The 23970-nt window shown below is 68.9% G+C and carries 24 protein-coding genes, 4 pseudogenes and 2 CRISPR repeat arrays; of the genes and pseudogenes, 16 read left to right on the top strand and 12 right to left on the bottom strand.

The annotated features are described in order from the left end of the window. Positions 1 to 262 precede the first annotated feature (262 nt). From ACFV18_RS14275 to ACFV18_RS14250, 6 genes and pseudogenes are all read right to left on the bottom strand, one after another. Positions 263 to 1411, bottom strand: coding sequence for a hypothetical protein (locus ACFV18_RS14275; protein WP_380482887.1), 1149 nt, complete (start codon positions 1409 to 1411; stop codon positions 263 to 265). An 823-nt stretch (positions 1412 to 2234) separates the two neighbouring features. Beyond that, a pseudogene (locus ACFV18_RS14270) lies at positions 2235 to 2492 on the bottom strand (transposase family protein); the annotation flags it as partial. 43 nt (positions 2493 to 2535) lie between these two features. After that, on the bottom strand, positions 2536 to 3036 hold the full coding sequence (locus ACFV18_RS14265; protein WP_380482885.1) for a hemerythrin domain-containing protein: 501 nt from the start codon (positions 3034 to 3036) through the stop codon (positions 2536 to 2538). A gap of 130 nt (positions 3037 to 3166) precedes the next feature. After that, positions 3167 to 3340 (bottom strand): CsbD family protein, encoded by a 174-nt coding sequence (locus tag ACFV18_RS14260; protein WP_380482884.1) that lies wholly within the window; start codon positions 3338 to 3340, stop codon positions 3167 to 3169. 23 nt (positions 3341 to 3363) lie between these two features. Further along, positions 3364 to 4401 (bottom strand): SRPBCC family protein, encoded by a 1038-nt coding sequence (locus ACFV18_RS14255; RefSeq protein ID WP_380482882.1) that lies wholly within the window; start codon positions 4399 to 4401, stop codon positions 3364 to 3366. Between the two features lie 3 nt (positions 4402 to 4404). Next, on the bottom strand, positions 4405 to 5169 hold the full coding sequence (locus ACFV18_RS14250; RefSeq protein ID WP_380482880.1) for a histone protein: 765 nt from the start codon (positions 5167 to 5169) through the stop codon (positions 4405 to 4407). Between the two features lie 500 nt (positions 5170 to 5669). On the opposite strand from ACFV18_RS14250, the gene ACFV18_RS14245 reads away from it, so the two are divergent. From ACFV18_RS14245 to ACFV18_RS14205, 9 genes are all read left to right on the top strand, one after another. Continuing rightward, on the top strand, positions 5670 to 6047 hold the full coding sequence (locus tag ACFV18_RS14245) for a gas vesicle protein (protein WP_380482879.1): 378 nt from the start codon (positions 5670 to 5672) through the stop codon (positions 6045 to 6047). A gap of 73 nt (positions 6048 to 6120) precedes the next feature. Beyond that, on the top strand, positions 6121 to 6579 hold the full coding sequence (locus ACFV18_RS14240) for a gas vesicle structural protein GvpA (protein ID WP_380482877.1): 459 nt from the start codon (positions 6121 to 6123) through the stop codon (positions 6577 to 6579). A gap of 1 nt (position 6580) precedes the next feature. Further along, positions 6581 to 7294 carry a GvpL/GvpF family gas vesicle protein gene (locus tag ACFV18_RS14235; protein WP_380482875.1) on the top strand — a complete coding sequence of 238 codons (714 nt, stop codon included), beginning with the start codon at positions 6581 to 6583 and terminating at the stop codon, positions 7292 to 7294. Between the two features lie 12 nt (positions 7295 to 7306). Further along, positions 7307 to 7558, top strand: coding sequence for a gas vesicle protein GvpG (locus ACFV18_RS14230; protein WP_380482873.1), 252 nt, complete (start codon positions 7307 to 7309; stop codon positions 7556 to 7558). A gap of 39 nt (positions 7559 to 7597) precedes the next feature. Continuing rightward, positions 7598 to 8029, top strand: coding sequence for a gas vesicle protein (locus ACFV18_RS14225; protein WP_380482871.1), 432 nt, complete (start codon positions 7598 to 7600; stop codon positions 8027 to 8029). Further along, positions 8026 to 8829, top strand: coding sequence for a GvpL/GvpF family gas vesicle protein (locus ACFV18_RS14220; protein WP_380482869.1), 804 nt, complete (start codon positions 8026 to 8028; stop codon positions 8827 to 8829). Before ACFV18_RS14225 ends, ACFV18_RS14220 begins: the two co-directional genes overlap by 4 nt. Then, entirely contained in the window at positions 8826 to 9068 is a 243-nt protein-coding gene (locus ACFV18_RS14215; RefSeq protein WP_380482867.1) for a gas vesicle protein, read from the top strand. The genes ACFV18_RS14220 and ACFV18_RS14215 overlap by 4 nt, the downstream gene beginning before the upstream one ends. Next, complete coding sequence (locus ACFV18_RS14210; RefSeq protein ID WP_380482865.1) at positions 9065 to 9472, top strand: gas vesicle protein K; 408 nt, start codon at positions 9065 to 9067, stop codon at positions 9470 to 9472. Before ACFV18_RS14215 ends, ACFV18_RS14210 begins: the two co-directional genes overlap by 4 nt. A gap of 1077 nt (positions 9473 to 10549) precedes the next feature. After that, the gene (locus tag ACFV18_RS14205) at positions 10550 to 10684 is read left to right on the top strand and encodes a hypothetical protein (protein WP_380482863.1); all 135 of its coding nucleotides are present in this window, start codon (positions 10550 to 10552) and stop codon (positions 10682 to 10684) included. Positions 10685 to 10692: 8 nt separating this feature from the next. Here ACFV18_RS14205 and ACFV18_RS14200 read toward each other — a convergent pair whose 3' ends face one another. Next, positions 10693 to 10902, bottom strand: coding sequence for a hypothetical protein (locus ACFV18_RS14200; RefSeq protein ID WP_380482861.1), 210 nt, complete (start codon positions 10900 to 10902; stop codon positions 10693 to 10695). Positions 10903 to 11339: 437 nt separating this feature from the next. On the opposite strand from ACFV18_RS14200, the gene ACFV18_RS14195 reads away from it, so the two are divergent. Beyond that, positions 11340 to 12173 carry a hypothetical protein gene (locus ACFV18_RS14195; RefSeq protein ID WP_380482859.1) on the top strand — a complete coding sequence of 278 codons (834 nt, stop codon included), beginning with the start codon at positions 11340 to 11342 and terminating at the stop codon, positions 12171 to 12173. A gap of 20 nt (positions 12174 to 12193) precedes the next feature. On the opposite strand, the gene ACFV18_RS14190 is transcribed toward ACFV18_RS14195, so the two are convergent. After that, entirely contained in the window at positions 12194 to 13498 is a 1305-nt protein-coding gene (locus ACFV18_RS14190) for a hypothetical protein (protein ID WP_380482857.1), read from the bottom strand. A 1098-nt stretch (positions 13499 to 14596) separates the two neighbouring features. Next, a pseudogene (locus ACFV18_RS14185) lies at positions 14597 to 14887 on the bottom strand (YjbQ family protein); the annotation flags it as partial. Positions 14888 to 14911: 24 nt separating this feature from the next. Next, a CRISPR array of direct repeats spans positions 14912 to 15794; the repeat unit is 29 nt; unit sequence GGGACCATCCCCGCGCGGGCGGGGAGCAG. Positions 15795 to 16001: 207 nt separating this feature from the next. On the opposite strand from ACFV18_RS14185, the pseudogene ACFV18_RS14180 reads away from it, so the two are divergent. From ACFV18_RS14180 to ACFV18_RS14155, 6 genes and pseudogenes are all read left to right on the top strand, one after another. Continuing rightward, positions 16002 to 16263 (top strand): annotated as a pseudogene (locus ACFV18_RS14180) (site-specific integrase); the annotation flags it as partial. Between the two features lie 167 nt (positions 16264 to 16430). Continuing rightward, positions 16431 to 17453, top strand: coding sequence for a hypothetical protein (locus ACFV18_RS14175; protein ID WP_380482856.1), 1023 nt, complete (start codon positions 16431 to 16433; stop codon positions 17451 to 17453). Positions 17454 to 18228: 775 nt separating this feature from the next. Continuing rightward, positions 18229 to 18582, top strand: a complete 354-nt coding sequence (locus tag ACFV18_RS14170) for a hypothetical protein (RefSeq protein WP_380482854.1) — start codon at positions 18229 to 18231, stop codon at positions 18580 to 18582. 85 nt (positions 18583 to 18667) lie between these two features. Next, the gene (locus ACFV18_RS14165) at positions 18668 to 18838 is read left to right on the top strand and encodes a hypothetical protein (RefSeq protein ID WP_380482852.1); all 171 of its coding nucleotides are present in this window, start codon (positions 18668 to 18670) and stop codon (positions 18836 to 18838) included. 149 nt (positions 18839 to 18987) lie between these two features. Next, positions 18988 to 19317, top strand: a complete 330-nt coding sequence (locus ACFV18_RS14160; RefSeq protein WP_380482851.1) for a hypothetical protein — start codon at positions 18988 to 18990, stop codon at positions 19315 to 19317. A gap of 91 nt (positions 19318 to 19408) precedes the next feature. After that, a complete protein-coding gene (locus ACFV18_RS14155; RefSeq protein ID WP_380482850.1) occupies positions 19409 to 19852 on the top strand; it encodes a hypothetical protein in 444 nt (147 codons plus the stop codon). A gap of 63 nt (positions 19853 to 19915) precedes the next feature. Here the strand turns inward: ACFV18_RS14155 and istB are convergent. The 3 genes and pseudogenes from istB to ACFV18_RS14140 form a co-directional block, all read right to left on the bottom strand. Then, positions 19916 to 20687 (bottom strand): annotated as a pseudogene (gene istB, locus ACFV18_RS14150) (IS21-like element helper ATPase IstB). Continuing rightward, on the bottom strand, positions 20684 to 21187 hold the full coding sequence (locus ACFV18_RS14145; RefSeq protein WP_380482848.1) for a hypothetical protein: 504 nt from the start codon (positions 21185 to 21187) through the stop codon (positions 20684 to 20686). The pseudogene istB and the gene ACFV18_RS14145 overlap by 4 nt, the downstream one beginning before the upstream one ends. Positions 21188 to 21216: 29 nt before the next feature. After that, positions 21217 to 21857: a CRISPR direct-repeat array (repeat unit 29 nt; unit sequence GGGACCATCCCCGCGTGCACGGGGAGCAG). A gap of 606 nt (positions 21858 to 22463) precedes the next feature. Next, positions 22464 to 23387, bottom strand: coding sequence for a methyltransferase domain-containing protein (locus ACFV18_RS14140; protein ID WP_380482846.1), 924 nt, complete (start codon positions 23385 to 23387; stop codon positions 22464 to 22466). Positions 23388 to 23970: the final 583 nt, after the last annotated feature.

Below are 23970 nucleotides of genomic sequence, written 5' to 3'. Positions count from 1 at the left end.
GAGACGTCCCGCTCTCCGATACTGGGCCGTATCTCATTTGATCTTGTGGTGGGTCGGTGAGCGATAACGGATGCTGCGTGGGCTCGGATTGAGCCTTTGCCGCCGCCCGGCCTCGTACCGGTTCGTGAAGCGCGGAACCATGGTCGGCCTCCTCATGCACCCCGGCTCACTATCGGGTGCTGATCGGCGTAGGCGAGACCAACCGGCAATGGCCTTCGAGACGGGGACGACTGGTCGGTCTTCGGGTGCGTCGTGATCCGCTTCATCCCCTCCTGGCGCTCCCGGCGGTCTGCCCGTCCTCGTGATCGTGCCCGGCGTCGCGGTACCGGAGCAGCACGGCGATCCCTTCGGCGAAGGCCGCCTGGTCGGCGGGGACCACGATCAGGTCCGCGTTCGTCCCCACGGCGGCGCGGACGAGAGCGTCTGCCGCATCCGCCTCCCATGAGTAGCCGACGCCGAAGGCTGCGAGGTCCGCGGCGGACAGCGCGACGTCGGTCGGCGCCGCACCCACCCACAGCGGCGGCAGCGATGGCAGTGAGCGGCTGATCAGCAGGGCGGCCGCCTGGCCGCGCTGGAGGATCAGGGTGGTGTCGGCCAGTCCCTCGGCCGTGTCCTGGTCGCGGGCACGCCGGGCGAGGAAGGCGTCGAGCCGGTGCTGGTCACGTCCGGCCAGCCGGTCCGCCATCAGCATGGCCACCTCGTGTTCCAGGGCCGCCCGTCCGGGCTCGGGCCGGTGGCGATCGGTGTCGCGCAGCCTGACGATGCGGCGCCCCAGGTGGCCGGGGGCCAGACGGATCATCGTGTTCGCGGCCCATGGGTCTCCCGCGATCACGACGAGTTCGGGGGCGTCGTCCGGGGCGGCGTTCGCCAGTTCGCCCAGAATCCGCTCGGCCTCCGGGGCCCAGCCGGTGAGCGGGATCCGCCGGTGCACGGCGGTGGAGTTGACGCGGTTGGCCGGCCAGCGCCCCACGTCGTGGTCGATCTCGAGCTCCTCACCGTTCCCCGCGCCGCCCGGCAGGTGGACCCGGTGGAGGGAGAGGGCGGCGTAGGGGATGTCCGGGGCGCGTTGGAGGACCAGCGGGAGGACGTCGGGCAGCGTCCCGTACCGGGCGGTGTCCCGCGTGGGCGGCTCCGCAAGGCGTTCGTCCAGCAGGATCCGTCCGGCCGCGGCGAACACGGCCTGTCCGTGCCGGCCGACGACGCCGCGGTCCATGCCGGCACCCGCGACGACGGTGTCGATCGCCGTGACGGTGTCCGGGTCCGCGTCGTGGGCCAGCAGGTTCTCCCGCAGGTGCCGCCAGCGCAGCTCGATCGCCCGGTCCGGGTCGTCGATGTCGCGAGAGGTGTCGAGGTACACAGATGCGACCGGAGAGTCCGGCTCGTAGAGACGATGCAGGAACTGGGATTTCACGGCTTCACCCCTGCGGTCCTCGGAGTGTGTCCAGATGCTCAGGTGACCGGTTCCGGAGCAGGTCCCGGACCGGGCAACGGTCCCGGCTCCGGGCGGGGTTCCGGCCCCGGCGCGGGCGGTGGCTGCGGGTCGGGCTCCGGCGGAGGCGGCCCGGGCGGAACCGGATCCGGACCACCGGGCGCGGGCACCGGGCCGGGCGAGGGACCCGGCGCCGGGCCCGGCCCCGGAACCGGTGTGGGACTGGGAGGTACCGGGTCATTCGGTGGTGTTCCCACGATCACCGCTCCCCTGCAATGTCCGAACGTGCATGGACTCCATGGGTACGGCTACCCGGCCCCGTGGTCGGGGTCCTTGCCGTCTGCGAGAGCCCGGACGACCAGGTCGCGGTCGGTGACCAGGCCGCGCAAGTGTCGTCGTCGGTGACCAGGACGTCACCGATGTCCGCGTCGCGCATGCGGATCGCCGTGTCGTGGATGGTGGTGTGCTCGCCGACGGTGACCACGCTCTCGTGATGCCGCAGGTCCTCTGAGTCATGGCTTCCTCCCGCTGTGGGATGGCAGGCGACAGCGCAGCACGAGTTGCCGCCCGAACAGGCGTCTGCCCGACCCGTTCCCGGGGAAACGACGACCACCCCGGCCTGCCGAACTCACCTCTCACCCGCGCTCTGCTCTCGGGCGCTCCGGGCCCCACCTTGTGCACCGGACCGTGCGTGAAGGACGTGCGGACGGGTAGCCGCTCAGGCGGCCGGTCAGCTCGACGGCGGCCACCAGCAGCTGGCGTGCGAACAGCGGCGTGTACAGGTGGGCGAACTGCGGCGGCAATCCGGGCTGTGCCGATCGATGATCCGATGGGCGGCTGCCGACGAGACGTCGAACAGCGGCGCCGGCCGACGCCTCGTCAGGTTCGTCCGGTAGTAGACCGCGACCAGCAGGAGCCTGTCCTCCAGGGACAAGGCCCACGGCCGGCCGGGCCTGGACGGGTCCAGCGCCCGGCCACCGCGATACTTCACCGCCTGGACCAGGCGCCGGAACGGGGCCGGGCGCAGCCCGGTGACGAGCAAGACAGCTCCGAGGACGATCACGGCGAACTCCGGGGGCGCTTTCGCTCGCGATCGGTGCGGGCGCTTATCCCAGGAGGGCGTCGGCGGCCTTCTTCAACGAGCTGGGCTGCTGTGGCCGTTTGGGTGCGGTGGCACGAACTTCGAGCATGCGTGCGCCGATCTCCTGGAGCTCCTTACGACCAAGGGCCTCCCGTACCTTGGGGAACCACTCGCCCTCCTCTTCCTCGATGTGGTGGCCGACCGACGCGATGAGGACTGTGGTCTTTGCGTCGAAACGCTCGTCGTCCGCGTCCATTGCGTCCAGTTCTGCGCACAGGACATCGGCGACGTGATGTTCCTCGAGAGACTCCAGGATGTCGCTTTCAAGGTCGGGGACGAGATCGCGGACGGTGGGGTACATGACCTCGTTCTCGATGTAGGTGTGAACAGTCAAGGCCTCCACGATCCTGCTGGCGAGGTCGGCCTTGACGGCCCCGTCATCGTCGGCGGCAGACTCGAACGCCCGGAAGAGCCGCCGAATTTCCTTATGGTCCTCCTTGAGAAGGACGATGGCGTCGGTGGTCATGTCGGGTCCCCTCAGTTGGGTGGTGGGTCTGGCTGAGTGCGATCGGCCTGCTGGAGGGTGGCGCCGGCGTCTCGCACATTCGGTCGAGCTCCCGCGGCGGCTTGTGCCGCCGCGGTCAGGCGCTGGTGGCCTAGTGCTTCAGCGCATCCTTGGTCTTCTGGCCGGCCTGCGCCATGTCGCCCTTGACCTGCTCGGCTTTCCCCTTCACGACGAGGCTCTCGTTGCCGACCGCCTTGCCGGTAGCCTCCTTGACCTTGCCCTTTGCGGTTTTGGCCGTGTGCTTGGCCTTCTTTCCCGCGCTCATGCGGTCCTCCTGCGCCGTTCTACCTACCCCCGTTCGTCGTCGGGGGCCTCTTCCTCTTCCTCGGGTCCTTCGTCGTCCTCGTGTTCTCCCTCGTCGCCTTCCTCGTACTCGTCCTCGGGTTCCTCGCCTTCGTCTTCCTCGTACTCCGGTTCCTCACCGTCGTCGTACTCCCCCTCGGGTTCGCCGCCCTCGTCGTACTCGTCGTCCTCGGGCCGTTCCTGGGCGGCCTCCTCCTCTTCCATGGCTTCGTCATGGGTGCGGACGACCTCGCCGTCGCGGATTTCTCCGCGCCAGCCCTCTGCCTCCTCGTTGGTGAGGGAGACGTGCCGTTGGAAGTTCTTGAAGTCCAGGCGTAGGCGCCTGCCCTGTGCACGCCAGAGGTTGCCGGTCTTCTCGAAGAAGCCGCTGGGGTAGTACTCCACGACGAGGACGATGCGGGTCAGGTTCGGGGTGATCTCGTGGAAGCTGACGGCCCCGCGGGTGCTGCCCTTGGCTCCTTCGGAGGTCCATACGATGCGATCGTCCGGTATCTGCTCCTGGACGGTGGCCTTGAAGCTGCGTTTCGAGGGTCCGACCTTGACGTTCCAGTCGGTGGTCACCTCGTCGCCCTGGGAGACGCTTTGAACGCCCTTGGCGAAGTCACTGAAGTCCTCGTACTGGGTCCAGTGGTCATAGGCGGTCCGCAGCGGTACACCGACGTCCAGGGTCTCAATGATGTTCATGGTCTTCTTGCCGGCCTTGCGGCCGGGCTTTCCGCCGCTGCCGAAGGTCTCTTTGACTTTCTTGACGACGTTGTCCTTGGCGCTCTTGGCCTTTTCGCCGATGACAGCCTTGGCAGGGGAGTCGCCTTGCAGGACACGGGCACCCACCTTGGGCAGAACGCCACCGTTCTCGGCGACATCGCCAAGGGTGTCGGTGAGGTCGGAGACCTTGGCGCCGGCCTTCTCCACCAGGTGCTCCAGCTGAGCACCGACGTAGTTGACGACTTCTTCGCGCAGTCGGTCGACGCCCGACGTGTCCGTGGACTTGTCACCCTTGGACTTCTCTTTCGTGGCGGCCATGGCTCACCTCCGCCGGGTACGTGTAGACGATTTGGCATCGGCGCTCTTGCTCGCGGATGCCTTCTTCGCCGCGGCCTTCTTTTCCGCCGGAGCCTTCTTGGCAGATGCCTTCTTCGCCGCCGGGGCCGTCTTCTTGGCCGGCGACGCGGCATTCTTGGCCGGCCTGCGAGCAGCCTTGGGCGCGGACTTGCCGGCTGCTGCACGGGAGGCCCGCGGCCGCCCGTCGTCGCTGCTTGTGGTCCCGCGTCGACGTGCGGACCTGGCCGGACGCTGCTCCTTCCTGGGGGCTTCTTTCTCCTCCTCCGACTCGTCGTCGACTTCTTCGCCTTCCTCCGGCTCCTCGTCCTCGGGCCCGTTGCCCTCCGGTTCCTCCTCGCCCTCCTCCGACTCGTACTCCTCGTACGGCTCTTCTTCTTCCTCGAGTTCCTCGTCGGGCTCCGGTTCCTCATCCTTCGGAGTGCCGATGCTGAGGGTGCGCTTCCGCAGGGTGTCGGCGAACTCGCCGATGCGGCGGTCGGCGGTTGCGGCGAGCGCCTTCTTGCCGGCGTTCACCAGCTCGCCGCGGACTTGTTCGTTCAGCTCGGCGACCTGCGGGATGTCGCTGAGCCTGCGCAGACCCTCGGCGGCCAGCTGGCGCGGGCCCAGTCCGAACCTGCGCCCTGCGAGGTAGGTGGCGGCGGCGAACGCCAGGCGCCCCTTCTTCGCGCGCCCGAGCACATATCCGCCTGCGACAGCGGCTGCCAGGGCAACCTTGGTGGCGTCGTTCATGGGTCATCCCTTTCCAGCACTCGCCCCTTCTGGAGGGATCGGTTACCAACGAAGGGGCCCTTGTGATGTCGTTGCTGGGCGCAGGACCGCAAGGACTTCCGCCCGGCGGCGCTCGCCCCACCGGGCGGCACCCTCCCGCAGTGCGTCAATTGCGGCAGCCCGCGCCAGTATTCGGGCCTTGGGCCAGATCCCGCTCCCTGGACCGCGAGTCCCGCGCCCGCGTCGCAGGCTCTGGTGACGACGGCATCCCGCCTTTCCCAGTCTGGCAGTACACCGGCTTGGCGCACCCTGGGGCGCGAAGTCCCGCACACGGCACGGCTCCAAGCAACGGGAAGCCCACGCTCAGTGGCGGCGAGCTTCCGTGAGGGTGGCAGTGATCGTGGCACCGCCCCCAGGTGCGGTGAGCTTCCTTCAGGAGCGACCAACCGATAGGATTGGGGCAAATCGGGCATATGAGCACCTGATTGGCCCAGCAGTCGTCTCCGATCCGGAGCGAGAACATGGCCGCAGGCAAGCAGGAGGACGCGAGGCCGAGAAAGGCCGGCGCACACTCGACCCGCTCGCGCGGTACCGCCCAGGGCGCACCGAGCCAGCCGCCGAGGCATGCGGTCGGCAGGCCCGTTTCGGCAAGGCGCGCCATGCGTAACGCCTCCGAGCAACTGGCGGAGCTCCTCGGACGCGCCCCCGAGTCGGTGTCGGCACTCAAACCCACCGAAGAAGGCTGGCAGGCCGATGTAGAGGTGGTGGAGTTGGAACGCATTCCCGAGACGACCAGTGTCCTGGCCAGTTACCGGGTGGCGCTCGACAAGGCGGGCGAACTGCAGTCGTACGAGCGGATCCGCCGCTACACCCGTGGACAGATCGACCGCCGCACCTGACAAACCCCGTGCCGCGACGAAGCGGACGCATCCGCAGTCCACCGCGGCGGCGGGCCCGGCGAAGGGAGGCACCGTGACTGTGGTGCCGCAAGGCGCAGCCAGTGTGTCCCGTAGCGGGAATACTGGAAATCTCTACGACATCCTCGAACTGATCCTTGACCGCGGCCTGGTCATCGACGTCTTCATCCGTGTCTCCCTGGTCGGCATCGAGATCCTCAAGATCGACGTCCGGATCGTCGTCGCCAGCGTCGACACGTACTTGCGCTTCGCTGAGGCCTGCAACCGCCTCGACCTGGAAGCCGGGCGCAAGGCCCCCACCCAGCTCACCGACATCGTCGGGGAGGTCACCGAGGGCGGCGCACACGGCAAGAGCAAGGGCGCAATCAGCGGCGCCGCCGAGGCCGTCACCGACACCCTCCACCTCGGGGGCGACAAGAAGGAGAAGGAGGACGAGGACCAGGAGGAGGAGGCGGAGCCCGCCCCGAAGCGCACCAGGCCCACGCGCCGGGCCAGCAAGCGGCGGGAGGAGTGACATGACCGTCTACGTCTACTCCATCGTCGCCGCCGACCACGCCCGCAACCTTGAAGGCCTGGATGCCGTAGGCCCCGATCCCACCGCACTTCGCGCCGTCAGTGCGGGCCCGCTGTGCGCCGTCGTCAGCGACGCGCCCCAGGAACTGCGCCCCAAACGCCGCGACCTGATGGCTCATCAGGCCGTCCAGGAACGTCTGATGGCCGACGGTGCGGTCCTGCCATTGCGCTTCGGCCTCACTGCCTCCGACGACGACGCTGTGCGCGCCGCTCTTGAACAGCGCCGCGACGAGTACATCCAGCGCCTGGCCGAGCTGGAAGACTGCGCCGAGTACCACCTCAAGGTCTCCATCGACGAGGATGTCCTGCTGCGACAGATCCTGCAGGAATCGCCCCAGGCCCGACAGCTTAACGACGCCATCAAGGCCGGCACCGGCAGCCCTGATCTGCCGCTCGCCCTCGGCGAGCTCGTCGCCAACGAAGTCCTCGCCCGCCAGGAAGTCCTGGCCTCCGGAATTGCCGAGGCACTGCGCCCCCACGCCCGACAGGAACGGGCGTCCGATCCGACCGGGGAAGACTTCCTGAACATCTCCTTCCTGGTGGATGAAGCGCATCAGGAGCTGTTCCTCGCCGCAGAGAAGGGCATTGCGAGTGAACTGGGCGCTGACTGCGACTTCCGGCTGAACGGCCCCCTGCCCGCCTACAGCTTCGTCTGAGAGGCCGAAACCATGGGACTGATCACCCAGATCCTCACCCTCCCGCTGGCACCCGTGCGCGGCACAATCTGGATAGTCGAGCGGGTCGTCGAGACCGCCGAGAACGAGTACTACGATCCCGCTCCCGTGGAAAAGGAACTCGCCGCGCTGGAGAGGGACCTGCTGGCCGGGCAGATCGACGAGGAGACCTTCAACCGCCGCGAGGACGAACTCCTGGACCGTCTCGACGAGATCAGAGCCCACGCCCAGCGCTCAGCGCAGTGACCGCGCGCCCACCCAACGAGCAGAGGAGGGCAGCACACCATGACAGACTCCCTGGCCAATCGCCTCGGTTCCCTCCCCTCCCGAGCCGCCTCGCCCTACGACCAGCCCTCGTCAGCCAACCTCGCCGACATCCTGGAACGAGTCCTGGACAAGGGCATCGTCATCGCCGGCGACATCCAGATCAACCTCCTCGACATCGAGCTGCTCACCATCAAGCTGCGCCTGCTCATCGCCTCCGTGGACAAGGCCAAGGAGATGGGCATCGACTGGTGGGAACACGATCCCTCATTGTCCTCCCGGGCCGGGAACAGCCCCTCCCTCGAAAAGGAGAACCGACGTTTGCGCGAACAGATCGAGACGATGCGTGCCGACGCGGCACTGCCTCCCGCCGACACGCCTCACGAGAAGTCCCAGCCGCGCCGTACGACACGCGCCACCACTCGCCCACGGTCTCCCCGAGGTGACACATGACCGCCGGGTCGCTCACCTACGTCTATGCCGCTGCCCGGAACTGCGCCCGACTGAGAGCGACGAAGCCCATCACCGGTGTCTCCGACGCACCCGTCCGCCTCGTGCCGTCCAACCACGGCGCCGACTTGGTGGCAGTGGTCAGCCCCGTCCCCGAGGGCGACTTCAACGAGACAGCACTGCGCGAGCACCTCGAGGACCTCGGCTGGCTCGAAGCACTCGCCCGGGCACACCACGGCGTCATCGAGGCTTTCGCGGCACGCGCCACCGTCCTCCCACTGCGCCTGGCGACGGTCTATCTCGACGAGGGCCGGGTACGCGCCATGCTCCACGACCGGCAGGCGCTGTTCCTGGAAAGACTGGAGCACTTGGACGGACACGTGGAAATGGGCGTCAAGCTCTACGTCGACCCCGCGTACAACACCCCGACCGCGGAGGTGACTTCTCCTGAACCGGCACTCAGCCCTGGGCGCGCTTACCTGCGCCACCGCCGCGCGGAGCAGGATTCACGCAACGACGCCCGCCAGGCAGCCGAGCAGGCGGCAGCACGGATCACGGCGATCGCCCGCCTTCATGCCGTCGAGCGGGCCCGCCACCGCATCCAGGAAGGCGAGCTGGCAACCGGACCGGGAATCAACGTCAGCAACGACGCCTACCTCGTGCCGGCCGCCCACGTCGACGCTTTCCGGGCGGAGGTCATGCGCGCCACCGACGGCCTCACCGGCGTCCGCGTCGACGTCACCGGCCCCTGGGCCCCCTACTCCTTCGCCACCCTGCCCGATGCAGGCACGAGCACACCGTGAACCCCGACCGCGCCCCGGACAGACCCAGGACTGCCCTACCACAGCAGCAGGTCGCCCTCATCGACCTGCTGGACCGACTGCTCAGCGGCGGGGTGGTCCTTACCGGCGACCTCGTCCTGTCCATCGCCGACATAGACCTCGTCCGAGTCTCACTGCGCGCCCTCATCGTGTCGATCAGTGAACAGAATCCTGCCCCCTGGAGCGTTGCCGACACCGCCAGGCGGACGGAGCCACCATGACCGCCGGCCGCCCCGGTCACCCCGACCGCTACCACGAAGTCTCCCAAGCCGCCACCCGCGCGTTCCGGATCCTGCCGGCCACCCCACATGACAGCCCGCCCCTGGATCGCGGCTCCCCGCAGCAGGTCCCGCACAGGATCTCCACCGACCCTGAGAGCGTGGAACGGGACCTGATGAGACTGGTCCTCACCATCGTCGAACTCCTGCGACAGCTCATGGAACGCCAGGCACTCCACCGTGTCGAGGCCGGCGATCTCACCGAGAACCAGGAGGAGAACCTGGGCGCCACCCTCATGGCCCTGCACGACCGCATGACCGAACTCTGCGCCCGGTACGGACTGACAATGCAGGACCTCAACCTCGACCTGGGACCACTGGGGCCCCTGCTCCCGCCGGCCGAGTAGCCCAGCAACGGCCGAGTACTTGAACGTCTCCTTGGCGTGGTTGTACCGAGAGGCGCCGAAGGTTGGGTTGCTTGGGTATCGGTTCGGACGCGGCCGAAACGCCAGGACACGGTTCAAGGTGTCTGAGATCCAGGCCTGAATAATGCTGCGGTGGCCCGTCCGCTCCGCGACATCGGTGATCGGGGTGTTGTGGGTGAGGCAGTTCGAGGCGAAGAAGTGTCGGAAGCCGTACAGCACCATGCCCTCTTGTATCTCGAACGTCCCGTCAGGCGTGAGCCGCTGCCACTGGTTCTGCAGGTGGTAGGCCGGCATCGGCTTCAACAGGTCGCGCGGGTGGCGCAGCAGGTAGCCGTCGACGGTGCCGTAGGTGTCGGCGTACCACTCGATGGTGTGCTTGGTCCGGGCCGGCAGCGGGACGTCGCGGTATTCGCCCTCCTTGCGGTGCTTCAGCGGCGCGTAGGCTCCGGTGGTCTGGTTGACCCGTTGGACTGGGTGGCCAGGCCGACGCCGTTGCGCTCCATGGTGGTGATGAAGGACGGTCACAGTCGCAGGGGACGCCGCCTTCTCGGGCAACCTGACTGCCGATGACAGCGCCGGCATCGTCCGGATCCGCGACCTGCGCGGCCCCCCAAAGTCGCCCAGTCGAAGGTCACTTCCTACGTCACTTCCTACGCCGCCCAAGCGGGCAACCCCGGCTGCTTCTCCATGCGATTCGTCGGCTGACCCCCGTAGTTGGCTGCGGCCCGGCCCCGGGGCAAGGGCATTGCCCCGCTCCAGACCGTGGCCGGCATCGGCCTCCGGGACAAGTCCATGTGCGATCCTGGCGGGTACCTGCTGGCACGCAAGTCGCGTCTCCCGTCGGAGAGTTGTCCGGCTCCGCACCCGACCGAGCCCGGTCTCACCCGCTGGCGTGAGCGACGCCCGTCGCCGCCCTGGAGGTCAACCGTCCACTGACCGGCTCGCTCAGCACCCTCACGGGCTGAACTGCCAGGCGCGGCCGAGGCTTCTGTACTGGAACAGCTCGGCTCGCCCGTCGCGGGATCGACTCCTCCCAGCGCCTCGGGCCCACACCGCTGGGTGATCGAGCGCACCGTCGCCCGGCTCGGCGGCTTCCGTCGGCTCCACCGCCGCTACGGGCGCAAAGCCGGCCCCTTCGCCGCCTTGGCCCGCGCCGCCACAGCCCTCATCTGCACCCCGAAACTCTCCAAATGAGATGAGTTCTAAAGCTCCACGCCCGGCTCGACCTCCGGAATGGCCTCCCGTCCGCCTTCGGCCGCGGGGCCTCCGTTGTCCTCGACGACCTCCTCCGGGCTCTTGCCGCTGCCCTGCCACTGCGCGACAATCGCCGCCTGCTTCGCCGGTGACTGCTGTCGGAACCACTGCAACTGCCCTCCGGAGAGAAGCTCCAGGAAGTTTCCGATCCCGCTCATGTGCACTCCTTGGGTCGAAGGTTCTTCCCTCTCTTCCTAGCGTGTACGGGCACCCGCCGCCCGCTCGGCCCGCAGGCCGGCGCGGCCACCGTTCCGGATCGCGAGGTGGAGATCGGCACAGCTCACAGGGGTTGGTTCCCCATCCCGAGCGACCGAATGGGAGCGGTGCCCCAGCAGCCGACATTCACCCGAGCGGGCGGGAGGCCCCGGGCGCCGGGCGGGATGCGCCGTTTCCGTGCGATTGCCGACTGAACGACTCAACCTCGGAAGACCTCCGGCGGTGACCGACCGGACTTCTTCACAGGTCGAGGCCAGTCCTCCGGCCAGGGGCCGCGCCCGCGTCGAAGCGTCAACCGCGGAGCACCATGCCCGCCTCCGCAGAGCAGGAACGAAGGTGGATCCGCCCGACCGGGGCCGGCCCGGAGAGAATCACGACCTTGCGCTTGCCGATACCGCCATCAGCCCACACGACCGAACAGATCGCCGTTGAGCCTGACTTCCGCAGCATGCAGGCGTGTCCACCGGGCTCGGTGTGCTCCTGGGTGGACCATGTCCGCGAACCAGGTTTGTTCGCATTCGCACTGCGGTTCGCGGTTCGAGTCGCCGGGATCGGCATCCGCCTGGCGAACCGCCCGATCGGCGCGGTGACCGACGGGAAGGCGACGATGAACGAGGCTTCGCCCGACAGCGTGGACATGCCGCAGGGGCGCAGTGAGCTGGGGCGGATTCTCGGGTTGGACGGCCCGGTGCCCGAAGGCATGTGGACCGCGGCCCTGGCGGACGAGGACTACGCGCGCGCCCTGCTGACCTGCCGGGACCCCACCCGGCTGCAGCATCTCCTCAGGCATCCCCCGTCTGTCCCCGGCAGTGACCTGTCGGCGGCGGCGCTGATCGCGCACGGCGCGAAGGCGCTGGCCCGATGGGGCCGCGCCGGATTCGTCGAGGTGGACGAGGAGACCCGGCTTCGCAGGCTCGCCGTCTGCGGGCACTGCCCCCATCTGCGGCCCGGTCCTCAGGGCAAGGGCACCGCTCTGCTCCAGACCGTGGCCGGCCTCGGCCTCCGGGACAAGTCCGTGTGCGGTCTGTGCGGGTGCCTGCTGGCGCGCAAGTCGCGTCTGCCGTCGGAGAGTTGTCCCGCTCCGCACCCGACCGAGCCCGGCCTCACCCGCTGGGGTGAGCCGACGCCCGTCGTCACCCCGCCTCCCCCGCGGGCCGCGTCACGGAAGGGGACGAACAAGGGCAAGGGCAGGCGAGCGGCCCCCGATTCCTGACGGGCCGCAGCACCGGATCCTCAACGCCCCTGCGGGGCTGCGCCAGTGAGGTGGGCGACGGCCTGACGCCACGTACCCGCGTGCACGGGCAGCTCGCCCAACGACGCCGCCAGCGTGTCCACCGCACCGGCAGTGGTCGGGCGGGCAATCCAGTTGGTGACCTGGGCCAGGAGCCGGGCCCTGGACAGCGGCCCCGGCCGTTCGAGCGCCTGCGTCAGGACACCGGCCACCGGGGACACCGCCGACGAGCCCTCGGGCGAACAGGAAAGCAACACCAGCCCGCCACGGGAGTCGGGGCGCACGGTGCTGAACGGCTCCAGACACACCCGCCAGCCGCCGCGTTCCAGCCGGGTTCCGTGAGTGACCAGGTCGGTCACCCAGTTACGGGGGAACAGGACAGCCTCGCCGCCCTCATGGACAGCGGCTCCGGCCAACAACCTCAGCCCGGCCGGCCCGGACGGCGCGTAGCCCGCCAGAACAACTCCCAGGGCCGCGCGCAGGGCGTCCGCGTTGCGGGCCCGCGCGAGGAGTTCACCGCCTCGGAAGAGCAGGAACATCGAGCCGGGCCGCTCCACCGTCAACGTCGCGGGCGTATACCCGAACTCGTCGCCGCCACCCGTCACCCCCCGCACCGCCTCCAGCGCCTCGGCGCCGCGAACCGCGATCCCCACCCTGCGCCCGCCGACCCGCGCCGCCACCAGCGCATCCACGGGCTTCGCCGCGACGTTCACCGAGCAGGTGGTGGGCGCCTCCATCACCGTGACATCCGGGTCGGCACCGCTGAGTTCGCTCAACACGGCACTGACTTCGAGGAAACCCAGCCGGCTCCGCGCCGGACGGCCCGGGGTGCACAGCAGTGCCGACGGCGTGCCGGTCTTCGCCGCCGCACGGCCCAGCTCAGCCAGCCGCACCCGCGTCCGGCGGTCCAGCGGGGCGCCCAGGACCCTCTCGTGCCCGTCCTCTACCAGCAGGACGCTCGCCTCCAGTGCGCGCAACACCGCGGCGTTCGCCGCCAGGTCGGCGGACAGCTGGGCGCAGAACCCGCAGGACTTCGCCATGGTCACCGTCAGAACCGGGCGCTGAACCGCCTCCTCGTCCGCACGGACCCGCAGGCCGTCGAGCCCATCGCCGCCGGCCGGCGCCCCGTCGGCGTCCGCGACGAGACCGGCCGCCCGCCAGCCGTCGAGGCACCGGGCGTACTGCTCCCGGTGCTCAACGGCCGGCGGACGGCCGGCGAGGTACTCCAGGACGGTGGGGCTGACGAACGCCGCGACGGGCCGTGCCGTGTCCAGCAGAACCCCGCCCTCGCCCAGATCAGCCGCCACCACCCCGCAGGGAGCCTCACTTCACGCACGTGTTCTTGTCGAGGTTGCAGTGGAGGCCCGGACAACACTGAGCGTCTCGGTCGCACGGCTCATTGACGCCGTGACAGGCCGATGGCCGCGATGTGCAGCTCGGTCGAGATCGTCTCGATCTCCGCAACGGTTTCGCTGTCCACGGGACGAACGCCCGCAAATACGGTGTACGTGTCCGTGCGTCCAAGCTGGGAGCGTCGGACAGGGGCCGCAGACGCGCCACCCTTCTGCGGAGCTGATCACAGATCGGTCTCTGACCAGCGAAAATCCTGGTCGCGGCCGCCCCGACAGCCCCAGACCCGGTCGGAACCCGCCTTGCTGCGGCCCGCCTGCCGCCTTTTCCAACACGGCACCGGCGAACGGGACCTGAGGTGCCATCACTTCCTCGCAGCTGTACCCGGCGTCGGCCAGAATGGGGCACAGCAGAGCGACGGACACTGTGTCGGTCCTGGAGGTTCGGCTCGTGACCCGCCACAGCGTCGACCCCGTACGACGCGAACTGATCGCCACCTGAGGGTCGGGGTAGGGCGACCTCGCCGCCCGCATTGCCGCCCTTCCCACCGAAGCCGCCACCTCCACGCTTCTGGGCCTGGCCCGCACGCTCAGCCACCTGTCGGAAGCCGCATGGCGCACCTACACCCACCCCGCCAGTGCGGCCGGCTCGCTGAGGCCCAACCCCGAGGGCTGGCGCCACGCGGAGGAGCGCAGGCGCTTCACCGAGGTCACCGGCGCGATCGCCAAGCCGAACCTGCCAGCGGCAGTGCGACGGTCGCCTTCTACAGCCGCCCGCTCGAATCCGCGCACCAGGTCGGCCGCGCCCTCCACGGCCTCGGCCCCCCTGAACTCACCGAGCTCGTCACCGCCGAGTCCGCCACCGAGCTCGCCGCCGTGGAGAACGCCGAAAGCGGCCTGCTTCCGACCCGGGCGAAGAGAAGACAGGGTCGGGACGCGGCGCTCTTTCTTCCGTCCCACTTCCGTCCCACGGCATCCCGTGCAACCCAACTGGCGGGCGCAGCGTACGCGGCCTCCGCCGTACGCGCTCCTCGCGCACGGCGGAGGGCGGGAGGGTCAGGCGCGATACACGCGCACCAGCAGCTCCCGGGTGCCGGGTCCGTCGAACTCGGCCAGCCTGATGGTCTGCCACCGGCCCAGATACAGGGCGCCACCGGTGATCGGGATGTGCAGCTCGGGATGGGTGGAGACCAGGGCACGGACGTGGGAGTGCCCGTTGTCACGCTCGCCGTGCAGCAGCCGTTCGTCGGGGGTGCGCGTCTTGTCGTGGGCGTAGTAGTGGTGGTGGTCGGAGAGCGGGGCGACGCGTTCCAGGACACCCTTCAGGTCGGCGTCCAGTCCACTCTCGTTCTCGTTGGTCGAACGCCCTCTGAAACCGTCCCCGCGCGTGTGGGGAGCAGAGCGACGGTCAGCCTGCTGCGGTCCAACTCCCGGGACCATCCCCGCGCGGGCGGGGAGCAGCCGAGTCGCCACTCGATGAACTGCCGGATCTCGGGACCATCCCCGCGCGGGCGGGGAGCAGAGACGACCGAGTGTGGCCGCAGCGTTCACAGTGGGACCATCCCCGCGCGGGCGGGGAGCAGTCCGTCCAGGGCCTCCACGAGTTCGTGGGTGGGGGACCATCCCCGCGCGGGCGGGGAGCAGTCGCGCATCCGCCGCAGGGCCTCGTCGGCCTGGGGACCATCCCCGCGCGGGCGGGGAGCAGGGGTTCGTGGTCTGGATGCTGAGCCGGTACGTGGGACCATCCCCGCGCGGGCGGGGAGCAGGCCACCGACGACTCCGAGCGCGCCCCCGAGGAGGGACCATCCCCGCGCGGGCGGGGAGCAGGAGAACGTTCCCCAGGAGATCCCCTCCGGCTGGGGACCATCCCCGCGCGGGCGGGGAGCAGAAGAGCGTGTTCGTGGAGGACTACTGCCACGAGGGACCATCCCCGCGCGGGCGGGGAGCAGGGCCGGTTCACGGACGGGCGCCGGCATGTCGAGGGACCATCCCCGCGCGGGCGGGGAGCAGGTCCTTCTTGAACTGCTCCCACCGCATGGTGAGGGACCATCCCCGCGCGGGCGGGGAGCAGAGGTCCAGCCACACGTACTTCCGGCCGGTGGCGGGACCATCCCCGCGCGGGCGGGGAGCAGCCGAAAATCCGCTTCCACTGGTTCTCGTCGTAGGGACCATCCCCGCGCGGGCGGGGAGCAGGGCGCGATGGTGCGGCTGCTGCTGCCGATCGAGGGACCATCCCCGCGCGGGCGGGGAGCAGACTCGTTGACCTGCGATGTCACACGCCGTCGATTCGGAAATTACCCACTTGCAGAGATTTACGCATAAGCAACTTTCCTCTCTTCTGGGACTTTTCCGGTGCGGGCCAGCTCGCGGCCGTTCGAGCGTACCGGCGCCAGTGATGCCGACCTTCGAGACCTTAGTGGTGCTGTGAGGGTGTCAAGGAGCAGTGGCGCGTGCGTGGATGCTGGCCCCGCTCTCCTACGGCCAGGCCCGCGCGCTGCTCGACCAGCACACCGCACTGGCCGGCCCGGGTACCGGTTGGGACCTCCACGATTACTGGCACTCCTCCCTGACCCACCTCGGCGAGCGGGGCGCGTCCGAGCTGATGCTGATGGCCAAGTCCCGGCACAAGAAGGTGGAGAACGTCCGTCGGTACTTCAAGCCGTCTACCCGAGGCCATCGCCGAGGTGACGAGCCTCCTCGCGCCCGACGACGCCCGACGCTGATGTCCTCTGTCACTTTGACCGATCGCGAAGGCATGCACGTCGGCCGCTGGTACTCGGCGCTGACGTCGGCGTCGGCGAAAGCCGCCTGGCCAGACAGTCGATCGGACTGTCACATCCCGCGTATAGAGTCCGCCCCAAACTCGCAGGTTGCTGCTGAAGGAGCACAGGTGTCGAGAACAACCCCGCCCCGGCCTGTGGACATCGTGTCCCTGTTCCCGGAGCTGGCGCCGTTGGCCCGGCAATCCGTCCGCCTGCACCCGCGTGCCGGTGTGCCATCCGTCCACGACAGCTCCGTCGGCGGGCCGCTCCTGTGGCCGTCGGACGAGGAGTGGCCGACCTGCGCGCAGGAGCACCATCACTGGGAGCCGCCCGTCTCGCTCGATGACGTCCGCCGAAGGCGGGCGCTGCTCGAAGCCGCCTGGCTCCGCCACCGCGAGTCGGGCGAGGACCTCCTCACCCCCGACCAGCGCGCGTACCTCGACGAGCTCCAAGCCGGACACCCGCCTCACACCGAGCCCAACGCCCTGCTGCCAGTCGCCCAGCTCTACCTCCGCGACGTCCCCGGACTCACGGGCCCGGCGGGGGCCGACCTCCTGCAAGTGCTGTGGTGCCCCCTTCACCACGACGGCGAAGCGCTTCCCGCGGCCCGCCTCGTCTGGCGGAACGCCGCGAGTGTCGGCGAGCTGCTCACTGACCCCCCGGAGCCCGCCGACGTCGAGCACTACGGCCACTACGTTCCCGAACCCTGCGTCCTGCACCCTGAGGTTGTCACCGAATTCCCCGCACCGCACGAACTCCCGGAAGAACTCGTCAACCGCCTCTACGACTGGGGAGAGGAGCAGGAGGACGACCCGGACGCAGGACCTGGCGGTGCCTACTACCAGTACGAGCTCTCGGTCGCCCCCGGCTGGAAGATCGGCGGCTGGGGCCCGTGGAGCTTCCGCGACCCCTCGCCCATGCACTGCCCGAGCTGCGAAACCGGGTACCGACCCCTGCTCACCGTCAGCAGCGGTGAGTGGGACGGTGGAAGCCGCAGCTGGATCCCCCTCGAAGATCGCGTCCCCCCGGAGCGCACCGGCCTGCGCAGCCCCTCCGATCCGCCAATGGTGGAGATCGGCAGGGGCTACAACATGCAGATCTACATCTGCCCGACCTCGTTCGACCATCCACATCTCGAAGTCATGCAGTGAGCCCTTCACCCGGTCGTGCGCCGGGCGTGCCAACCTGTAGCGGTCAACTTACGGCGGCTGGCTACGCGTCGATACCCACGACGGCACCCTCGACAACACCCACGAGCGCCCGCTCCCCGCACCTGCGGGGACAATCCCACTACGGGCACGAGGAGCAGGGGGCGCCGACGATGTAGGACTTGGCACAGTCAGGTCCATCCCCGCGCGGGCGGGGAGCAGAGCCATGGCATGCGGTGCGCGAGCAGTACGCGGGGACCATCCCTGCGCGGGCGGGGAGCAGACTCGTTGACATTGGGACGTTAGGCGCCGACGACCCGGGCGTGACGCGCTTTCAGAGATTCAGACATAAGCGGCTTTCCTCTCTTTCTGGGATCGTTGCCGGCCCGGGTCGGCTCGTGGCCGACGCCGCTCGAACGCGGTGGCGCCGCCCTTCAGCGGTGCTGTGAAGGTGTCAAGAAGCAGCGACGTGTGGGTGGATGCTCCCATGGCAGTATGACGACCGTGTGCACGGGGAGCAGCCGACCGTGGTGCCCAACGGTCTACTGACGGGGGATCATCCCCGCGTGCACGGGGAGCAGGCCACCGAGGTCCGCCACCTCAACATCGTCGAGGGACCATCCCCGCTCGCGCGAAGAAGACGCGCCGCTGGCTTCGACGCGTGGGGCGGGTAGCAGTCGCGCTCCTCACTACCACCCAAGCTGGCCAACTCGCCAATCGGCGGGGCTATTTCGCCGTCCACCCTGCCCGCTCTGCCTCAGGGTGGGACTATCGCTCGATGATCAGTTACAAATGCGAGTCATGCCCATACGGGACCAGTGACCTCGCTGACCTGCACAAGCACTGGCAGCAGACGGGTCACGCCAGCAGCAGCGAGGCGGCTGAGGCCAGGTCCGCTCGGGGCGCGCTCATCAGGGGCGTGGCCATGGGGGCGGTAGGTGCCGGCCTTGCGGTTGCCGGTGCCGCACTCCTCGTTCGGAAGGTGGAACTTGGCAGCCTGATGTTGAAGATCGGCGGCCTCGAGTCCATCAACAGCCGGCAGGCGGCGAAGATCGTCGAACTGCTGGCGGAGAACGGGTTCCTGAAGTCGGCCAGTGGGGCGGGTAAAGCGCTCCGTAGCTACGGCGCTTGAGACGCCGCGCTGCCCTGCCTGAGCGCGCGCATCGCCCCGCCTCCTCCTCCGGGGGCGGGGCGGTGCGATAGTCCCAAGCGAGTCCGTGCAGGCACTCGTCACCGAGAACACCACCCTCAAGCACCGTGTTCAGCAGCTCACCCGTGAGCACCACACCCGGCAAGAGCGGCTTGAGGGCGCCCGCTCCAACCTCCGTTTCGCCTACAAGCGGGTCGCTGCCTTCGAGGCCGAGCTCCTCGAAGCCCGGCAACGGTGATCCCCATTGCCTGCCGGGCACGAAACCGTGATGCTCGCCAGGCGGATTCATGGAGCGCGGATCGGGGAGTTGAGTGGGCGACAGGTGGTTCTTCTATCTCTGCGAGGATGAGATCAGTGGGGGGAAGGAACCACGTTCCAACAAAGCTCATGACCATCTTCCGAGAGCACGACAAGTACATGGATGCGCGGTGGGCGAGCGAGGTCGACGCGGCGAACGCGGGGGACCACAACCTGGACGCTGACGCTGCTGACTGGATCAGGGCCCCGCCGGAGGCATACGAGGGCGCGCCGGTATGGAAGGAGTACGCGGAGGACATCGAAGACGGTGACATGAGCACGGCTTTCGGCTACGCGGCTACCGTCGAGACGGTCGTGAAGCGGCTCAGTTTGATGGGGGTTCACTTCGCGGCGCGCTGCAAGGCGGAGATGGCTGAACTCCTCCGGGAACTTCGCCTCCTTGCCCGCGTACTGATCTGAATGCTCCAGCGCGTACCGAGTTGTGTGCACCACTGACCCGTCTCGGCGAAGTCGCTCTCATGGACCGTTCTGTTCACCGTAGTCTCGTGCCGTGGTCGACGAACATGGGGCAACCGACGCCTTCAAGAACCGATGCACGAATGCTGCGCGGACGTTGGAGTCCTGCATCAGCTACTCCATCGAGCGCATCTCGTTGGACGAGTCCCGCGCGGACCGCAAGGACAACACCCTGGACGTGTGGTTGTGCGAGGGGCCGTGGAAGCCTGACGTGGTGATCTCGCTGTCCGGCCTCTACTCGGTCCGCCCGTGGGAACCCGAACTGGCCCCCGTCTTCATTGACGGGGTCTCGCTGATCCACCTGCCCGAGTTGCCGTCGCCCTGGCCCGCCGAGGCCGTCGACCGACTCGAACGCTCCGATGACCTGCCCGAACTGGTCTGGTTGAGGATCACCGGACCACTCGAAGTCGATGCCGTGGCATCGATCGTGACCGTCTACCAGGCCCAGAGCGACGACGCGGCCTCCGTACTCCAGTGACGGTCTGAAGGCGTTGACAGGCTCAGACGGCTGGCAAACTTCGGTGGGGACGGGTCAACCTGCTCAGGCGACGTCAGTGGCTCGGTCGATGGCCTGGAGGCGGTTCTTGAGGCGGTAGCTGTTGCCGTTGATCGAGACGACTTCGCAGTGCTGCAGGAGCCGGTCGAGGATGGCGGTGGCGAGGACCTCGTCGCCGAAGACCTGGCCCCATTCGCTGAATGCCTTGTTCGAGGTCAGGATGATCGAGCCCTTCTCGTAGCGCTTGGAGATCACCTGGAAGACCAGGTTCGCCTCCGCGCGTTCCAGGGGCTGGTAGCCGACTTCGTCGACCACGAGAACGCTCGGCCGCAGGTTGGTACGGATTTTGCTGGTCAGGCGCACGGTGGCCTCGGCGGTGCGAAGGTGGCGGACCATGTCGTCGAGGCTGGTGAAGTAGATCGAGTAGCCGGCCCGGCAGGCGGCGACCGCGAGGGCGACGGGCGATGTGGGTCTTGCCGACTCCGGGAGGCCCGAGCAGGGCGGCGTTCGCCTTGGCGTCGACAAACGACAGGGTGGCGAGGTCCTTGACCTTGCGGGGGTCGAGTTCGGGTTGGAAGGAGAAGTCGTAGTCGTCCAGGGTCTTGTAGTGCGACAGCTTCGACAGCCGCAGGCCCTGGCGGAAGCGCCGGTCGTCACGGACGCCGAGTTCTTCGCTCAGGACGAGGTCGAGGAAGTCGAGGTAGCCCGTCTTCGCCTCGTCCGCGCGCTTGGCGTACTGGTTCAGGCCGTCGGCGAGGTGGGGCAGGCCGAGCTTACCGGCCATGGTGCGGATTCGGTTGCTGACGAGCTGGCTCAACGGGCGCCCTTCGTCGGGTAATTGGTGGTGAACGGGCGGGTGCCGGTCAGTTCGTCGTAGACGGACAGCGGGCGGCGGCCGACCTCGACACGGGCGGCGGCGGCCCGGTTGAGCAGGGCCCGCAGCGGGCTGTCCTCGCCGGCCGGGGCCTGTTCGCGGCGGGGCTGGGGAAGCCCGTCGCCCGTGGTGACGCGCCTGGTGTCGCCCTTGGGTAGGCCGTCCCAGCGCCGCTCGTCGACAATGCGGGCACCGCGGCCCACCGCCCTTGAATGAACGGCGAGCAAGGTGGTGCCGGCCGAGTCGGGGACGGTCGAGTGGAGCACGACCTGGGACCTTGTGGCCCGGATCTCGACCAGTTGACGCGGGCGGACCTTTCGGGCGGGCACGGAGTAGAGGTTCGCGTCGAAGGCGACCAGGCAGTCCTTGCCGACGTGCCGCACGTGCCGCTGCGCGACCACGTAGGACGTGCGGGGCAGCGGCCGCAGGGCCGTGTGGTCCACGCCATGACCGTCAACGACACCATCGTCGCCGGCTGACCCCCGCGTGCACGGGGAGCAACCTGGCGCGGCGTAGGGCCGTCCGAGACATACGGGGATCATCCCAGCGTGCACGGGGAGCAGGAATCCTGGAGCGGCGCCGGGTAGTAGGTCGAGGGACCATCCCCGCGTGCACGGGGAGCAGTCTTGATCTTGTAGACCTTCTCCGCGTAAGCCAGGACCATCCCCGCGTGCACGGGGAGCAGTCCGGCAAGCTGCTGCACCCGAACAGCCCGATGGGACCATCCCCGCGTGCACGGGGAGCAGCCGGGCCTGCCGGTCGAGTGCCCAGCCGAGCTGGGACCATCCCCGCGTGCACGGGGAGCAGGAACGAACCGCCGGAACGAGCGACGGTCACATCGGGACCATCCCCGCGTGCACGGGGAGCAGAGGGTGATCCGCACCTTCCAGGTGGACGCGGCGGGACCATCCCCGCGTGCACGGGGAGCAGCCTCTGCGCTTCTCCGGGTGCTGCGCTGCCCCGGGACCATCCCCGCGTGCACGGGGAGCAGTCCCTTGTGGAGGTTGACCTCGAGGATGTCCCGGGACCATCCCCGCGTGCACGGGGAGCAGGCCGACACACCGAGCGAGGTGACGATCCACCCGGGACCATCCCCGCGTGCACGGGGAGCAGACTCGTTGACCTGCGACGTCACACGCCATCGACCCGGAAATGAACCACTTCCACAGATTCAGACATAAGCGACTTTCTTCCCTATCTGGGGCGGGTCGCGCCCTCGGGGGTCAGTGGTGCTGTGGAGGTGTCAAGGAGCAATAGCACATGGGTGGATGCTCCCACGACAGTACGACGCCCGTGTGCACGGAGAGCAGCCGGCCATGGTGCCCGACGGTCTGCCAACAGCGAGACAATCCCGCGGACGGGAGCGGCCTCGGCCGTTGCCGGTGAAATGCGGAGTGTGGGGACAATCCCCGCGGACGCGGGGAGCAGGTCTCACGTTTGTCCTTGCTTCGGTCTCCAGCACTGGCGTCAGTGTGCGGGCGGGTGCCAGGGATGGCCTGGGTCGTCGAGCCACACCGTGCGGGTGCCGGTCATGGTGACGGTGAGTCCGAAGCGTTCGTAGCCGGGCCGGCCGGCTTTGTCCCAGGCGTTCCAGGCGGTGTGGAATCTCCTCCCACAGCCGACGGGGTCCGCTCTGGCATACCTCGAACTCGTGCCGACCGGGCACGGAGTCGACCGTCGCCCAGGACGTCACCGCGGTGTCGAAGAACCACCACGTCACTATGTCCCGCACGGCGCGCGCCGGTAGTAGATGTCTGACAGGGCGGTGCCGACGGCGAACTGCGCGAGCCAGGAGTCGCCGATGGTCTCCGGGTCCAGGTCGGTCACCGACGCCCGGGCGTCGCCGGGCCAGTCACCGGGCAGGTAGGCGTCCACCGGCGGGGCCTGGTAGCACTGCTGACGCATCCGCATGAAGTCCGACGCCCCGGTGAACCGCCCGCCGGCGCTCTGCCCGTCGTCGGCGACCCGGAGGCGAGCGGTGGCACCGCCGCCGAACAACGTGGCGGTGGGGACGACGATCACTCCGCCCGGCACGGTCTGGCCGACCCAGGCGACCGGGAGGTCGGTGACCAGGCTCAAGCAGGTGGCGATCAGCTGATCGGTCCGCCCGTCTGCTCCGACCGCGGGGTCGGCGCCGTCCCCGACCACCACCTCCACCTCATCCAGCCCCGCAGCGGCCAGGTTCCCGCGCGCAAGACCGGCGACCGCCTCGTCGATCTCGACACTCACCACCCTGTCGGCGCCGAGGCGGTGGGCCAGGAACGCGGCGTTGAAGCCCGGCCCGGTCCCCACCTCCCGCACCCGGTTCCCGTCCTCCACACCGAGGTCACCGAGCATCCGAGCCACCATCGTCGGCATGCTCAGACTCGACGTGAAGTCCCGCCGCCCACCGGCCTCGTCGCCGTCGTCCCACTGCGTGATCGCCGCCGTGTCCCGGTAAGCACCGGTCAACCACTCCTCCGGATCGGCGCCCCGATCACGCCGCACCGCACCACCGTCGACGAACTCCCAATACACCGACAGCAGAAACAGATTCCGCGAGACAGCCTCGAACGCCCCCCGCCACCCGGCGTCCAGCACACCCGCACCCGCGAGCCGATCGGCCAGCGCCACCCGGCCACCCGCCGCCACGTCGCCGCTCACTTCTTGTGTTTGGGGGCCGGCTCCGGACCCTGACCATCCGGACTCGGCTTCGGCCCGATCGCCGGACCACCCGGCTTCGCGTGCGCCCCACCCTCACCGTCCTGCACCCCACCCTTGCCCTCCTCACCCATAGTCAATCCCCTCTCACGCAAAGAAACCGCCACCGTGACGCGCACCCAGGGCCGGACACAAGACCGCACCGCCCCAACCGGTGGCAGCACCGGAAACAGACCAGGGCCACCTGTCGTGACCCTCGGAGGGACCATCCCCGCGCGGGCGGGGAGCAGGAGCTGTTCCTCAAGATGGCTGGGCACATCGAGGGACCATCCCCGCGCATGCAGGGAGCAGAACGTCCGCCGGCCCTTCAACGAGATCAAGTGGGGACCGTCCCCGCACGTGCGGGGAGCATCAGGCCTGCCGGTTCGGCAATGGGACCATCCCCGCAGACACGGGGAGCACCGAGCCTGCAGCAGAACCTTCAGCAAATCATCCCATGACGCTGCGGCGGCGCCAGCCACTTGGAATCAATGGGATTTCCAGACCGGAGGCAAGGAGCGCGAGTGCATCACCACTAGCGCATTGT

Source organism: Kitasatospora sp. NPDC059673 (assembly GCF_042734215.1).
Lineage (GTDB): Bacteria > Actinomycetota > Actinomycetes > Streptomycetales > Streptomycetaceae > Kitasatospora.
Note: the sequence above shows the minus strand (reverse complement) of the source record. Positions and strands in the feature narration are given on the sequence as shown.

Bases quoted from the DNA above. Each gene is read 5' to 3' on its own strand.
- ACFV18_RS14265 (WP_380482885.1), bottom strand. From the start codon at position 3,036: ATGACCACCGACGCCATCGTCCTTCTCAAGGAGGACCATAAGGAAATT.
- ACFV18_RS14260 (WP_380482884.1), bottom strand. From the start codon at position 3,340: ATGAGCGCGGGAAAGAAGGCCAAGCACACGGCCAAAACCGCAAAGGGC.
- ACFV18_RS14255 (WP_380482882.1), bottom strand. From the start codon at position 4,401: ATGGCCGCCACGAAAGAGAAGTCCAAGGGTGACAAGTCCACGGACACG.
- ACFV18_RS14250 (WP_380482880.1), bottom strand. From the start codon at position 5,169: ATGAACGACGCCACCAAGGTTGCCCTGGCAGCCGCTGTCGCAGGCGGA.
- ACFV18_RS14245 (WP_380482879.1), top strand. From the start codon at position 5,670: ATGGCCGCAGGCAAGCAGGAGGACGCGAGGCCGAGAAAGGCCGGCGCA.
- ACFV18_RS14235 (WP_380482875.1), top strand. From the start codon at position 6,581: ATGACCGTCTACGTCTACTCCATCGTCGCCGCCGACCACGCCCGCAAC.
- ACFV18_RS14230 (WP_380482873.1), top strand. From the start codon at position 7,307: ATGGGACTGATCACCCAGATCCTCACCCTCCCGCTGGCACCCGTGCGC.
- ACFV18_RS14225 (WP_380482871.1), top strand. From the start codon at position 7,598: ATGACAGACTCCCTGGCCAATCGCCTCGGTTCCCTCCCCTCCCGAGCC.
- ACFV18_RS14220 (WP_380482869.1), top strand. From the start codon at position 8,026: ATGACCGCCGGGTCGCTCACCTACGTCTATGCCGCTGCCCGGAACTGC.
- ACFV18_RS14210 (WP_380482865.1), top strand. From the start codon at position 9,065: ATGACCGCCGGCCGCCCCGGTCACCCCGACCGCTACCACGAAGTCTCC.
- ACFV18_RS14200 (WP_380482861.1), bottom strand. From the start codon at position 10,902: ATGAGCGGGATCGGAAACTTCCTGGAGCTTCTCTCCGGAGGGCAGTTG.
- ACFV18_RS14170 (WP_380482854.1), top strand. From the start codon at position 18,229: ATGATCAGTTACAAATGCGAGTCATGCCCATACGGGACCAGTGACCTC.
- ACFV18_RS14160 (WP_380482851.1), top strand. From the start codon at position 18,988: ATGACCATCTTCCGAGAGCACGACAAGTACATGGATGCGCGGTGGGCG.